General features: G+C 64.1%; 11 protein-coding genes. 3 read left to right on the top strand and 8 right to left on the bottom strand.

What is annotated here, in order from left to right:
• Positions 1-214: 214 nt before the first annotated feature.
• The 3 genes from N5C28_RS17360 to N5C28_RS17350 are packed head-to-tail and all read right to left on the bottom strand — an operon-like array spanning position 215 to position 4221.
• Positions 215-1852, bottom strand: coding sequence for a hypothetical protein (locus N5C28_RS17360; RefSeq protein ID WP_279824298.1), 1638 nt, complete (start codon positions 1850-1852; stop codon positions 215-217).
• A gap of 3 nt (positions 1853-1855) precedes the next feature.
• A complete protein-coding gene (locus N5C28_RS17355) occupies positions 1856-3040 on the bottom strand; it encodes a caspase family protein (RefSeq protein ID WP_279824296.1) in 1185 nt (394 codons plus the stop codon).
• Between the two features lie 2 nt (positions 3041-3042).
• Positions 3043-4221 (bottom strand): hypothetical protein, encoded by a 1179-nt coding sequence (locus N5C28_RS17350; protein ID WP_279824293.1) that lies wholly within the window; start codon positions 4219-4221, stop codon positions 3043-3045.
• Between the two features lie 418 nt (positions 4222-4639).
• Between N5C28_RS17350 and N5C28_RS17345 the strand changes: the two genes are divergently transcribed.
• Entirely contained in the window at positions 4640-4933 is a 294-nt protein-coding gene (locus tag N5C28_RS17345) for a DUF3077 domain-containing protein (RefSeq protein ID WP_279824291.1), read from the top strand.
• A gap of 48 nt (positions 4934-4981) precedes the next feature.
• On the opposite strand, the gene N5C28_RS17340 is transcribed toward N5C28_RS17345, so the two are convergent.
• Positions 4982-6124 (bottom strand): aldo/keto reductase, encoded by a 1143-nt coding sequence (locus N5C28_RS17340; RefSeq protein ID WP_279824290.1) that lies wholly within the window; start codon positions 6122-6124, stop codon positions 4982-4984.
• A gap of 156 nt (positions 6125-6280) precedes the next feature.
• On the opposite strand from N5C28_RS17340, the gene N5C28_RS17335 reads away from it, so the two are divergent.
• Together N5C28_RS17335 and N5C28_RS17330 are read left to right on the top strand one after the other, a co-directional pair.
• A complete protein-coding gene (locus tag N5C28_RS17335) occupies positions 6281-6607 on the top strand; it encodes a YgaP-like transmembrane domain (RefSeq protein WP_279824287.1) in 327 nt (108 codons plus the stop codon).
• A gap of 11 nt (positions 6608-6618) precedes the next feature.
• Positions 6619-7038 carry a DUF1810 domain-containing protein gene (locus N5C28_RS17330; protein WP_279824285.1) on the top strand — a complete coding sequence of 140 codons (420 nt, stop codon included), beginning with the start codon at positions 6619-6621 and terminating at the stop codon, positions 7036-7038.
• A gap of 3 nt (positions 7039-7041) precedes the next feature.
• On the opposite strand, the gene pdeM is transcribed toward N5C28_RS17330, so the two are convergent.
• The 4 genes from pdeM to N5C28_RS17310 are packed head-to-tail and all read right to left on the bottom strand — an operon-like array spanning position 7042 to position 13006.
• Entirely contained in the window at positions 7042-7710 is a 669-nt protein-coding gene (gene pdeM / locus N5C28_RS17325) for a ligase-associated DNA damage response endonuclease PdeM (protein WP_279824283.1), read from the bottom strand.
• Between the two features lie 12 nt (positions 7711-7722).
• A complete protein-coding gene (locus N5C28_RS17320) occupies positions 7723-10344 on the bottom strand; it encodes a ligase-associated DNA damage response DEXH box helicase (protein ID WP_279824282.1) in 2622 nt (873 codons plus the stop codon).
• Positions 10344-12002 carry an ATP-dependent DNA ligase gene (locus tag N5C28_RS17315; protein WP_279824281.1) on the bottom strand — a complete coding sequence of 553 codons (1659 nt, stop codon included), beginning with the start codon at positions 12000-12002 and terminating at the stop codon, positions 10344-10346. Before N5C28_RS17315 ends, N5C28_RS17320 begins: the two co-directional genes overlap by 1 nt.
• The gene (locus tag N5C28_RS17310) at positions 11999-13006 is read right to left on the bottom strand and encodes a ligase-associated DNA damage response exonuclease (protein WP_279824280.1); all 1008 of its coding nucleotides are present in this window, start codon (positions 13004-13006) and stop codon (positions 11999-12001) included. The genes N5C28_RS17315 and N5C28_RS17310 overlap by 4 nt, the downstream gene beginning before the upstream one ends.
• Positions 13007-13036 lie beyond the last annotated feature (30 nt).

The following is a 13036-nucleotide window of genomic DNA, read 5'->3' as shown; positions in this document are numbered from 1 at the left end:
AGAAGACGATGAGCGCCCATCTCCTGCCGTTCACCACCAATTCACCACATCTGCACGCGCGATAGTGGACGGGCCACGGTCTCGATATCCGCGGGCAGCTTGACCGGTTTCTGCCTGTCATTAAGAACGGCTTACGGCCAACAGCGGGCATTCACGAACGCTCGATCTGAGTGTTTTCAGGCATGTACGAAACCGGGGACGATTCAAATGAGCTCTAGCTATCCTCATTCATTATCGAGGTTGAGTGAGCAATCCGTGCAGCCTGCCAGTATTTCGCACTCTGTCTGGGCCTTGAATTAACCACGACCTGAGGTTCAGGAAGCGATTCATGCATTTGCCGTTCGTTAATGCGCGAAGCGGACTTCATCGTTTCCTCCTGTATAGCCAAGTAATCAGGAAGCGTCTGAATTTCAACAGAAGGGAGTGCCACGTCTGTTCTCAGTTTGACACGCGCAAGTAGAGGCCGTGACAAGTCTAGCAAGCTCATCCAATGATCTACTTCGATGGGGCGCTGCGGAGTTGTGAGAAGCTCGCCGCTTGCCTCAAACATTTTTCCGCTTACAGGAGCGAGCGGTAGTATCACTGAAGTGGCCCCGTATCGAACTGAACGAGGTGAACCTCTGGGGCGGCGCATGAAGACGGGCGGACTGGAGCCTTGGCTCAAAGGCGTGGCTGCACCTGCTTGCTCAGTACCATAGATTGGACTCCACAAGGGCTCAGCAGGGCTCTTACCATAAAACGTCAAATAAGTGCTCTTTGAGCATTTCGCTCGGACATAAGCTTGGGCTGCAAGATACGCCCTGTGGAACTTAGAGTTTTCACTCGCCCCACGATGCATAGCCGCCATGTTGTCGAGCAGTAGGCTCATTCCTAGCGAGAAAATCGGAAGGCCTATCTCCATGGCGTCGAGTAACATCTGGCGGATGTGCTTCTCTGAGACACCATCCTGTTCACGCGCCAATGCAGCCTTCAAAATCTTGACGTCGGCAATGTAGGGGAAGTAGTGCTCTAAATTCCCCAACCAGCGTTCTCGTCGCTCCAGCTGATTTGTCTTGAGCAGAACATAGCCGCCAGCGACAGCAGAGATTGGATTGTCGAATTTCCCCTGTAGCATATGGTCTGCAATGTTCATGATTTCTGCCAGTCGTGACGCTTCCGGGAGGTTGCCTCTAGACAAGTAAGACATGACAAGCTCGTTTTCGGGATCCTGTCGACCAACAGTGATATCCAAGGCGTCCCCACCGACATCTTGCTGGTTTGGGGTCAAAGCAATGTTCACCCGCTCACCCGGTGGCAGCGATACCAGGCGCCACGCCAACTCCTCGCCGCCCAGCTGCAGCAAGTGGGGACGACGTGGAACGTCAATGGTCAGCTGGTGTATCCCTCGTTCCCCTTGGCGACTTTCGAACAGAACTGTCCTAGCCTCCCAGCGCTTCTCCTGAAACTCCCAAAGCGTCGCCCATACTTTGCCAATTCTGCGGGAGGTCCGGACGGGGATCCCTTCTGACTCATGGTTCTGTTCGTAACTCAGGTGGCGCAGGGAACGAAATGGCGTCACCCATTCGAGCCACTCATAAGGACTATGTGTGGTTATGTCGAGGACGGCCTTTCCCCCATCTGCATCCAGTTCCGCGACCTCCTGAAACGTCACTCCACCGGGAAGCTTTGCGAAGATATAGACCCTCTCCAGCAAGAGGCTTCTCCGCGCGTTTTCTCGCGACGACAGATCAAAGACTTCATCTCGTATGGAAGATACTGCGCCAGTACCGATCAACGAGCCCTTTGGAGTGTAGATTTCTATTGGCAAAGCCAGAGCTGAACCGGCCTTTACACTAACTCGAAGACGTTGCATGACTTACTCCGGCACTTTGAATTGCCAGCGAAGGACGGCTGATGTCAGCAATCTGCGATGGGTCTGGTCAGGGAATCGATCCTGATTGAATAGAGCCCCATAGGTCCACTCGCCTCGTTCCTTCAGGAACCGTGCTGGTCCGTCGCCGAGTTTCTTTAGCTCCCGTGGATTGGCCAGATTTTCCATGTAGGCGGAAGCGAGCACTCTATAACCCGGTGGATCAATATCCATTTCGACATGGACTCGTGGACTGTTGGGCAAAATATGAAGCGCGGTACTCCCAGGACCATCTCCTTGAAAACCTCCGAGTGCCTGGGGCTCACCCTCCATGCCTTGCTGCAACAAGTCGAGAAACTCTGCTGTTGCGGTACGTAGGTCGCTCGCCCCAACACTGTAATCCTGAGCCATTCCACATTGCGTACCACAATGTCCTTGTAGAGCACGCAGCAAGGCTTCCGTGAAGCGCGCCACTCCGCGCTCGGGGGCATAGGCCTTCCTGTTCATAGTCGTGGCGCCGATTAGCGACCAATCCTTGGTCTTGGGTGGGCCCGAGCGGGTTCCATGGATAAGTGATTGAGGTGCACCGATGTTATTGAGGAGTTGTTCATTGAACTCCATACAGGCGTCAATCCAGAAGGCCAGTGTCGCAGGGGTCGCCCGAATGGCAGCTTGGCAGGTGTTCGAAACATGAAAGAGTGGCCCCCAGGGGTCATACTCAATCTCCATCACGTCATCTGCTACCAAATGCTGGACAGTACCGTCGCTCAGCCCATGACCGCAGAAATAGAAAATCCCTCTGCTATTGGGGTTTTCACCCAGCCGCTCCAGCCATTTGTGAGTGGCTGCTTTCAGATTTGCAAGGGTTGGCCTAGTGCAGGCTATAACCTCTCCCGAAGGTAAGGTGTAGCTCCCTGCTGGGGACGCAAGTATGGCAAGAGACCCCAGTGGGGCATGTGGATTGTAGAATGCTTTCTCGGGAGGCTGCTCCCGGCCTGCAGGCATTGCGTCACGTCCGGAAAGAAACCAGTTGGCCATGGCCTCTACCGAAAGGCGCGGGGGAGTCAGTGGGTGCAGTCCATTTTTTGCCGCGGCGAGACCAGGGTACTCACCGCATCCCACGAGCAGAACATGCGTCGCAGTTACCCCGGGGTCGTCCTTAAATACCTGGGATTCGAAAACAATACCCATGCCTACTCCATGACCCTCTTAGCAAGTCGCTTGTAGAAGCTGGGGCTTAAAAAGTAGCCACCGTGAGCACCGAGCAGGCCGTAGCCCGTATCGAATTTGTAGTCCTCGGCATCGAGGAACACACTACCCGCCCGAAAGGAGAACACGTCATTCGAGTCATACACGTTGATCCAACGTCCAACATTTGGAGGCTTGGGTAGGCGGTCACCGGGAGGATTTTTGGGTACATTAGGTTGGCTGGCCTTACAGAGGGTCATCTCCTCGAACAAGGCCACTTGAGAGCCGACAGTGATGAAGTAATCTACCTTGATATCAGGTAAGTAGTGGGTAAGCGCATCATATGCAAGCAAGCCTCCTAAACTGTGGCCAACCACTACAAGTTTATCGTCCCCCTGGGTTTTCGCATTATGCGCTTCCTGAAGCTTCGCTAGGACGTCCGCCAAGATGCTAGATGGACCTGCCTGATCACGCGTGGTCAAGTAAATGAAGATGTCACCGAGAAACCTAGACGCGCTTTCATGGATTGATTTTCGTCCTAACTTGGCCGCTACAGTGCCAATGGCATCGCCAGGAGCACTTCCAAGCCGACGTATTGCTTCTCGCGCTGAAGTTAACCAGTCACCGATTCCCAAGGCCACGACCGTTGGAGCGGCTGCATTTTTCTGGAGATAGGGCGTTACAACCTCAAGAAGCTTTTGGGCGAATGCATCATTGTCCAAGGAAGGGGTAGCAAGCGCCCATACCGGAGCTGGGTGGTCTTCGGCATATTGCAGCGATGCTTCGTAATATTTGGCGATTTCTCGGGCGCGGTTAGTGGACGTGGCAATTGAAGCAACGTCCCAGAACAGATCTACTGCGGAGACGAATCCCTCTTTACGACTGATCTCTCCAAGGCTGAGCGCTTTGCCTCCTTTCTGGAGTCTCACTTCTCCGAGCCAGAGTTCGAGCACAGCATCATTTGTACCCAGTGCAACATCATCACGTGGCAATGACGCCTGGTTCCATCGGAATTTAACGCCTTGCCCTCCCCAGTAGGGAAACATCACATGTTGTGCTGGGGGCGACATTCCCACTCGGGGAGCGAAAGTGCTTCGGAAATACTCTCGCTTGATGTCGATCCCAGATTCGTAATCCTTGTCCTCAACACGATTGTTCACGCCATGAATGAATACGATGGGCATACCTCTCTCCTTGAGCTCTGATCTTGAGGTGATCTAACGTGCTGCAACCCGATTAAAGCATCTGTGTGGCGGATTGCCACTAAGCTTCTGATATCGTCCTCTAAAACGATCAAAACCGAGTAGCTGCCTCCCATAAATGCCTGTCCATGGCTGATTGCAGCAATTGGCGACTGTCTGCTTCTGGCCGATTGCAGCCGGTCGCGGCCGCGGGCTTCTGGCAGACGCCTGCCGTTGATCTCCCCTGAGCTGGAGGCCAATTCAGGCATGCGCCCCACGCACCTTGCACAACCAATCCCTCCCCACCTATAGTCCCCACCGTCGCTGCACATTCAGCGGCCGACCTTGGCCGGTCGATTTCAAGTTGGCGCACAAGCGCCGAGCCAGAGCTGGCGCTTCTTTTTAGTAAAAGGAGCTACCGATGACGGATCATCAAACCCCGCTACCCCATCCCCGCACCACCCAAATTCCCTTCTACCCCTGCAATACCGCCCGACAACCCCTCTTCGCCGTGCAGCCCGATGTGCCGTTGGCGGATGCGTTGGACAGTGTGTATTGCTTGCTGGATGTGGCGGAGGGGCTGACGCTGCGGCTGAGTGAGCCGGGCGACCCGAACCGTGAGCAGGTGGGCCATGCCTGCACCTACCTGGTGGAGATGGCCAAGGCCACGGTGCGTTCGTGTATCGAGGGGCTGGAGGTGTCTCGCTCCGAGTGAGGGTATTTGCCTGGCGCGATGATCGCGCCGGGCGTTCACGCCAGCGGGCTAGCCCTGTTTCGGCACCGGCGCATCCGGGTGGATCAGGCCTTGTTCTTCGGCGGCGGTCCAGAATTCAGCGGGCACGGTGGCGGCCATGGAAGCGACGTTCTGGCGGATCTGCTCGGCGGTGCTGCCGCCGGGGATGATGGCGGCGACCACGTCCGGGGCGTTGCAGAAGTGCAGGGCGGCGGTGCGCAGGTCGGTGCCGTGCTCCTTGGCCAGGGCCTGGGCGCGCTGGCGTTTTTCGGCCATACCGGCGGGGATGTCCTTGCTGTAGTTGAAGTAGTCGTTGCCGGCCAGGTAGCCGGAGTTGAGCGGGGCGCCGATCACCAGCGAGACGTTGCGCTCGCGGCACACCGGCAGCAGGCGTTCCACGGCGTCGTCATGTTGTAGCAGCGAGTACTGGCAGGCCTGGAGGATGACGTCCGGGTCGGAGGCTTCGATGGCGCCCAGTGTCGGTTCCAGGGTGTTGACGCCCATGCCCCAGCCTTTGATCAGGCCCTCTTCACGCATTTTCACCAGTTCCGGCATGGCGCCTTTGACGGCGATGTCGAAGCGTTCCTTCCAGCCGTCGCCGAGGTCGGCGTTGTCGGGCGAGAGGTCGTGGATGAACACCAGGTCCAGGCTCGACACGCCCAGGCGCTGCAGGCTGTCTTCCACCGAGCGGCGGGTGCCGGCGGCGGTGTAGTCGTAGGTGTAGCCGAAACCTTCGGTTTGCCAGTCCGGGTGCGAATAGCCGGGGTCGGCGTGCAGCAGGCGGCCGGTCTTGGAGGAGAGTTCGAATTGGGTGCGCCCGTGGTCGGCCAGCAGGTGGCCGGTGCGCCGCTCGCTCACGCCCAGGCCGTACCAGGGCGAGGTGTCGTAGTAACGGATGCCGGCCTCCCAGGCGGCCTGCAGCAGGGCCTGGGCCTGCACGTTGCTGATGGGGCGGCGCATGTTGCCCAGGGCGATGGCAGTGCCGTAGCCGAAGCGGTAGGGCGGCCGGTAGCGCGGGTGCTTGCCGTGGTTCATCGGCAGGGTGCCGGGGGTGCCCGACGCGCTGCCGGCGGCGGCACCGCCCGCGTTACCCTGGGCCTGGGCAAGGCTGCCGAGGGCGAGCCCGGCGGCGCCGATGGCGGTGGTGGCAAAAACGAATTCGCGACGTTGCATGGGAACTCCAGGTTGGGGACTCCAGTTGGAGGCTTCAGGTGAATAGGGCTGAAGGGCGCGCGTGGCCTGACATCTGGCGTGGCCGGCTGTCCGGCGCTCCGGAACGTCTGGCGGGCGTGCCTGTCAGTTGACTGGTCACCGTCTGGAATAGTTGCCATGAAAAAACGCACCGATTTCAACGTGAATGGCGCCGAGCGTGGCGCCTCGTATGGCCTGGGGCTGGCCCTGCTGGGCATGGGCCTGCACCGCGGCGGTTTGCTGGGTGTGGCCGGCGCCGCGCTGGGCGGCCTATTGCTGGCGCGCGGCATCAGCGGGCGTTGCGAACTCAAGCGCGCCTGGCAGGACGCTGCGCCAGCGCCCCGTGCCGACAAGGCCCGCTATGCGCACATGCCGCTGGACTCCGAGGTGCACAGCCCGGATTTCGCCATGCAGGGCGCGCTGCCCGACACCACGCCCATGGGCCATGAGCGGTCGGGTCCGTAACGATCATGGTCATGAACGACCCCTTCGACCTGGCGCGTTTCGTCGCGGCGCAGCAGCGCGATTATCAGCGGGCGCTCGATGAGCTGTGTGCTGGCGCCAAGCGCAGCCACTGGATCTGGTACGTGTTCCCGCAGTTGCGCGGCCTGGGCCGCAGCGAGCTGGCCGAGCACTACGGCCTCACCGGCGTTGCCGAGGCCCGGGCCTACCTGGCGCACCCGCTGCTGGGGCCGCGCCTGGAGGATTGCGTGCGTGCGGTGTTGTCCCATCGCGGGCGCCCGGTGCGGCAGATCATGGGCTCGCCGGACGACCTCAAGTTGCGTTCGAGCATGACCCTATTCCAGGCCGCCGACCCGCAGCAGCCGCTGTTCGGCGAGGTGCTGAAGGCGTTCTACGACGGCGAGGCGGACGACGCCACGCTGCAGCGCCTGTAGGCCTCAACGCACCTGCCAAATGCCGCCATCGCCCACGACGACGATGCGCTGGTCGGGCTCGGCGCGAAAGGTCATCGCGCCAGTGAAGCTGCCGAACGCCGGCAGCAGGCTGACTTCATCCCCCAGCACGAAGCAGGGCAGGCGCAGGCGTTGCCGCCCCCGGCCGTGCAGTGCGTAGGCCGGGTGCACGTGGCCGGCCAGCACATGGTGCGTGGCATGGGCGCGGGGTTCGTGCTGCAGGGCGAAGGGGCCGAGCAGCAGGGGTTCTTCCACTACCTCGATGCGCAGCTCGTCAGGCGGGTCGCCGGCCCGTTTGTCGTGGTTGCCGCGCACCAGGGTGATGGCCAGCTCGGCGTGCCGCTCACGCCAGTCGGCCAAGGCGGCGAGGGTGCTTGGCGTGCGTGAGCCCGGCGCGTGGAGAAAGTCGCCGAGGAAGATCAGCTGGCGGCAGGCGAAGCGCTGCAGCAGGGCGTCCAGCCGTTGTAGGTTGGCGGCGGTGGTGCCGTGGGGCACCGGCTGGCCCAGGGCGCGGTAGGCGGCCGCCTTGCCGATGTGGATGTCGGCGATCAACAGGGCACGCTGCGCCGGCCACCAGATGGCCTTGTCGGCCAGTAGCCAGAGTTCGGCGCCGGCCAGTTGCACGCTGTGGTGGCTGGGGGTGGTTTCGGGCATGGGCGCTCTCTGTCAGCGGCGTTTTTTCGGGCGTTGCGCGGGTGGGCGCGGCAGGCCGTCCTTGCCCTGGCGCGGCGTGCGGCCTTTGCGTGGCACCGGGCGTTCGTCGTCGATGGCAAAGTCTTGCTCCTGATAGCCGCCCGGCCCGGCGGCCTTTTCCAAGTCGGCGACCATGCGCCGGATGCGGTCGGCGAGCTTCTCCGAGCTGAGGTTTTCGCGGAAGCGCTCCACCAGCAGCGGGAAGGCGAACGGCGTGGCGCGCTTGACCGTGCGGATGTCCAGCCGCCGCGCTTGCAGGCGCTGCAGGGTGTGCTGCAGGCGCTGCACGTCCAGCTCCTGACGCAGCACTTCTTCCTGGGCCTGGCCGAGCAGCAGGTTGCCTGGGTCGTGCTGCTTGAACACGTCGAAGAACAGCGCGCTGGAGGCCTGCAACTGGCGGGTGCTTTTCGGCGCGCCGGGGTAGCCGCTGAACACCAGGCCGGCGATGCGGGCGATCTCGCGAAAGCGCCGGCGCGCCAGTTCGCCGGCGTTGAGGCTCGCGAGCACGTCGGGCAGCAGCTCGTCGGTGCTGAACAGGGCAGGCGTCAGCCGCGCGGCGAAATCCACCTCGCTGGGGCACAGCAGTTCCAGGCCGTAGTCGTTGACTGCGATGGACACGCTCAGCGGCTGATCTTTGGCCAGGCGCCAGGCCAGTAGGCTGGCGAGGCCCAGGTGCACCGAGCGGCCGGCGAAGGGGTAGAGGAACAGGTGCCAGCCCTCGCGGGACTTCATCACTTCGGCCAGCAGGGTGGTGGCACCGGGCAGGGTGGACCAGGCCTGTTGCACGTCGAGCAGCGGGCGCAGCAACTGCATCTCCGGGCCAGGGTAATCGCCCTCGGCGGCGGCATCGAGTTTGGCCAGTATCGTGTCGGCCAGCTCGCTGGAGAGTGGCATGCGCCCGCCGTTCCAGCGCGGGATCGCCGCCTTGCGGCTGGTGGCGCGGCGCACGTAGACGGTCATGTTTTCCACCCGCACCAGTTCCAGCGGGCGCCCGGCGAACAGGAAGGCATCGCCGGGGCGCAGGCGGGCGATGAAGCCTTCCTCGACGCTCCCCAGCGAGCCGCCACCGCCGCCCTTGCTCCAGTACTTCACCGCCAGGCTGGCGTCGCTGACGATGGTGCCGATGCTCATGCGGTGGCGCCGCGCCAGGCGTGCGTCGGGCACCTGCCACAGACCGCTGGCGTCCGGCGCGGCGCGGCGGTAGTCGGGGTAGGCGGTCAGAGAATGGCCGCCGTGGCGGATGAAGGCCAGCGCCCACTGCCATTCGTCATCGCTGAGGTGGCGGTAGGCCCAGGCGCTGCGCACTTCGGCCTGCATGGCCTCGGCCTGGAAACCACCGCCCAGGGCCATGCTCACCAGGTGCTGGACCAGCACATCCAGCGGTTTGTCCGGCGATTGCCGGCCCTCGACCTTGCGCTCGTCCACGGCGGTTTTCGCGGCGGCGGCTTCCAGCACTTCCAGGCTGTGGGTCGGTACCAGGGTGGCGCGGGAGGGACGCCCCGGCGCGTGGCCCGAGCGCCCGGCGCGCTGCATCAGCCGGGCAACGCCTTTCGGCGAGCCGATCTGCAACACCCGCTCCACCGGCAGGAAGTCCACGCCCAGGTCCAGGCTGGAGGTGCAGACCACTGCTTTCAAGCGGCCTTCCTTGAGCGCCAGTTCGACCCAGTCGCGCACCTCCCGCGACAGCGAGCCGTGGTGCAGGGCCAGCAGCCCGGCCCAATCGGGGCGCGCTTCGAGCAGCGCGCGGTACCAGGTTTCCGCCTGGGAGCGGGTGTTGGTGAACACCAGCGCGGTGCTGCTGGCCTCCAGTTCGTCCACTACCTGGGGCAGCATGCGCAGCCCCAGGTGCCCGGCCCAAGGGAAGCGCTCGAGGCCGGGCGGCAGCAGGCTGTCGATGCGCAGGTCCTTGGCCAGCTTGCCCTGGACCAGGCGCCCGGCGGGCATCAGCACCTCCTGGGCATGGACCAGGTTGCCCAAGGTGGCGGACAGCGCCCACACCAGCAGCCCCGGGTGCCACAGGCGCAGCCGCGCCAGGGCCAGTTGCAACTGCACACCGCGCTTGTTGCCGAGCAGCTCGTGCCACTCATCGACCACCACCATGCGCAGGTGGGCGAAGGCCTCGCGGGCATCGGCGCGGGTCAGCAGCAGGGTCAGGCTTTCCGGGGTGGTGATCAGCGCGCTGGGCAATTTGCGGCTCTGCCGGGCGCGCTCGGCAGAGCCGGTGTCGCCAGTGCGCAGGCCGATGTTCCACGGGATCTGCAAATCATCCAGGGGCGCCTGCAGGGCGCGGGCGGTGTCGGCAGCCAGGGCGCGCATGGGGGTGATCCACAGCACGGTCAGCGGTGCCATGGCCGGTTTCTTTTTCGGCCGGGGGCTGGCTGTGGCGGCCGGTGAAGCCGTGGCGAAGCGGTCGAGGGCGGCGAACCACACGGCGTAGGTCTTACCGGCGCCGGTGGAGGCGTGCAGCAGGCCCGACTCGCCGGCTTTCACCGCCTGCCAGACCTCCTTCTGAAAGGCGAAGGGCTTCCAGCCGTGCTGGGCGAACCAGGCGCTGGACAGGCGGCTGCGGCGTGCAGGGGCCACGGGCTGGTCCATCAGAGCAGGCCCTGCAGCGTGGCCAGGGTGTCGGCGTCCTCCACCTGTTTGTCGGTGCGCCAGCGCAGCATCCGCGGGAAGCGTACGGCCACGCCGCTCTTGTGCCGCTTGGACAGGGCGATGCCCTCGAAGCCCAGCTCGAACACCAGGGTCGGGGTGACGCTGCGCACCGGGCCGAATTTCTCCACGGTGGTCTTGCGGATGATCGCATCGACCTTGCGCATCTCCTCGTCGGTGAGCCCGGAATAGGCCTTGGCGAAGGGCACCAGCACCCGCTCGCCGGGTGCGGAGTCGTCCCATACGGCGAAGGTGTAGTCGCTGTACAGGCTGGCGCGGCGGCCGTGGCCGCGCTGGGCGTAGATCAGCACCGCGTCGACGCTGAACGGGTCGATCTTCCACTTCCACCACAGGCCCAGGTCGCGGGTGCGGCCCACCCCGTACAGCGAGTCGCGGCGCTTGAGCATCATGCCTTCCACCCCCAGTTGCCGGGAGGCTTCGCGCTGGCGGGCGAGGTCGGCCCAGTCGCTGCCGGTGAGCTGTGGCGACAGCTGCAAACGCGCATCGCCGACCTCGGCCACCAGCAGTTCCAGGCGCTCGCGGCGCTCGTCCTGGGGGCGTGAACGCCAGTCTTCGCCGCGCCACTCCAGCAGGTCGTAGGCCAGCAGCGCTGCGGGCACGTCTTCCAGCAGCTTCCTGCTCAACGTCTTGCGGCCGATGCGCTGTTGCAGCAGGGCGAAGGGCTGGATGCCGAACACCGTGTCGCTGTCGGCGGCGGGTTCCTTCCAGGCCACCAGCTCGCCATCCAGTACGGTGCCGTCCGGCAGGGCATCGGCCAGTTCGTGCAGCTCGGGGAAGCGCTCGGTGATCAGCTCCTCGCCCCGGGACCACAGCCACAGGCGGCCGTCGCGTTTCACCAGTTGCGCGCGGATGCCGTCCCACTTCCACTCCACCAGCCAGTCGCTGGCCGGCCCCAGCTGCGCGTCGAACTGCTCCAGCGGCACCTGCAACGGGTGGGCGAGAAAGAACGGGTAGGGCTGGCCGCCACGCTGGGCGTGTTCGTCATCCGACTCGGCGGCGATCAGCGCCAGGTAGCGCTGCGCCGTGGGCCGGTGCGACAGGTCGGTGTAGCCGACCATACGCTGCGCCACGCGCTTGGCATCGACCTGCGCCAGGCCGGCCAGGGCGCGGGTCACCAGCAGCTTGGACACACCAACGCGGAAGGCGCCGGTGAGCAGCTTGAGGCTGACCATCAGGCTCTGCCGGTCGAGCTGCGCCCACAGCGGCGGCAGGCGCTCGGCCAGCTCCGCGGGCGGCAGGCCGCGCAGGGGCAGCAGCTGTTCTTCCAGCCACCAGGCCAGGCCGTCGTCGGAGGCGTGCTGCGATTCGGGCAGCAGCAGGGCGATGGTTTCCGCCAGGTCGCCCACGGCCTGGTAGCTCTCTTCGAACAGCCAGTCCGGCAGCCCGGCCAGTTGCGTGGCCAGCTCGCGCAGCACCCGGGTCGGTACGACTTGACGCGGCCGGCCGCCTGCCAGGAAGTACACCGCCCAGGCGGCGTCGGCCGGCGGCGCCTCGGCGAAATAGTCCTGCATGGCCTGCAGCTTGGCGTTGCTCGAGGTGGTGGCGTCCAGCCGGGCGTAGAGTTCGGCGAAGGCCTTCATGGGGTGGGCTCCACGTCGTCTTCCTCGCCGTATTCGGTCTGGAAGGCACGGGCGTCCAGGCCCTGCTCACGCAGGTGGCGCACCATCACGTTGACCTGGCCGTGGGTGACCATCACCCGCTCGGCGCCGGTCTGCTCGATGGCCCACAGCAGGCCCGGCCAGTCGGCGTGGTCGGAGAGGGCGAAACCACGGTCCACGCCGCGCCGCCGGCGGGTGCCGCGCAGCAGCATCCAGCCGCTGGCGAAGGCGTCGCTGTAGTCGCCGAAACGGCGCATCCAGGTGCTGCCACCGGCCGAAGGCGGCGCGAGGATCAGCGCCTGGCGCAGCAGCGGGTCGTTCTTGGCGATATCGCCGGCGTACCGGGTGGGTGGCAGGTGCACACCGCCGGCGCGGTATACCTCGTTCAGCGGCTCGACGGCACCGTGCACGAGAATCGGCCCGATGCTGGCGTCGATGCCATGCAGGATGCGTTGCGCCTTGCCGAAGGAATAGGCGAACAACACGCTGGCTTTGCCGGCAGCCGCGTTGTCGCGCCACCAGGCATCGATGCCGGCGAAAATGTTCGCTTGCGGCTGCCAGCGGTAGATCGGCAGGCCGAAGGTGGATTCGGTGATGAAGGTGTGGCAACGCACCGGCTCGAACGGGGCGCAGGTGCCGTCCGGCTCGACCTTGTAGTCCCCGGAGGCGACCCAGACTTCGCCCTGGTATTCCAGGCGCACCTGGGTCGAGCCGAGCACATGCCCGGCGGGGTGAAAACTCAGGGTGACGCCGTGGTGTTCGAGGCGCTCGCCGTACGGCAGGGTCTGCAGGCGGATGTCCTCGCCCAGGCGCGAACGCAGGATGCCTTCGCCGGGAGCAGCCGCGAGGTAGTGGCCGTTGCCACGGCGGGCGTGGTCGCCATGGGCGTGGGTGATGATCGACCGTTCCACCGGCCGCCATGGGTCGATGTAGAAATCACCGGGCGGGCAGTAGAGCCCTTCGGGACGGGCGACGACCAGATCCATGAATCCCCCCTTGGCAGCTTGGTAGAGCTT

Origin of the sequence: Pseudomonas sp. GD03944 (genome assembly GCF_029839275.1) — a bacterium.
Lineage (GTDB): Bacteria > Pseudomonadota > Gammaproteobacteria > Pseudomonadales > Pseudomonadaceae > Aquipseudomonas.
This window is presented reverse-complemented; position numbering and strand designations above follow the sequence as displayed.

What these genes read in the sequence shown, in the direction of transcription:
- N5C28_RS17330 (WP_279824285.1), top strand. Translation starts at nt 6,619, where the DNA reads ATGAACGACCCCTTCGACCTGGCGCGTTTCGTCGCGGCGCAGCAGCGC.
- N5C28_RS17335 (WP_279824287.1), top strand. Translation starts at nt 6,281, where the DNA reads ATGAAAAAACGCACCGATTTCAACGTGAATGGCGCCGAGCGTGGCGCC.
- N5C28_RS17340 (WP_279824290.1), bottom strand. Translation starts at nt 6,124, where the DNA reads ATGCAACGTCGCGAATTCGTTTTTGCCACCACCGCCATCGGCGCCGCC.
- N5C28_RS17315 (WP_279824281.1), bottom strand. Translation starts at nt 12,002, where the DNA reads ATGAAGGCCTTCGCCGAACTCTACGCCCGGCTGGACGCCACCACCTCG.
- N5C28_RS17345 (WP_279824291.1), top strand. Translation starts at nt 4,640, where the DNA reads ATGACGGATCATCAAACCCCGCTACCCCATCCCCGCACCACCCAAATT.
- N5C28_RS17360 (WP_279824298.1), bottom strand. Translation starts at nt 1,852, where the DNA reads ATGCAACGTCTTCGAGTTAGTGTAAAGGCCGGTTCAGCTCTGGCTTTG.
- N5C28_RS17320 (WP_279824282.1), bottom strand. Translation starts at nt 10,344, where the DNA reads ATGGACCAGCCCGTGGCCCCTGCACGCCGCAGCCGCCTGTCCAGCGCC.
- pdeM (WP_279824283.1), bottom strand. Translation starts at nt 7,710, where the DNA reads ATGCCCGAAACCACCCCCAGCCACCACAGCGTGCAACTGGCCGGCGCC.
- N5C28_RS17350 (WP_279824293.1), bottom strand. Translation starts at nt 4,221, where the DNA reads ATGCCCATCGTATTCATTCATGGCGTGAACAATCGTGTTGAGGACAAG.
- N5C28_RS17355 (WP_279824296.1), bottom strand. Translation starts at nt 3,040, where the DNA reads ATGGGTATTGTTTTCGAATCCCAGGTATTTAAGGACGACCCCGGGGTA.
- N5C28_RS17310 (WP_279824280.1), bottom strand. Translation starts at nt 13,006, where the DNA reads ATGGATCTGGTCGTCGCCCGTCCCGAAGGGCTCTACTGCCCGCCCGGT.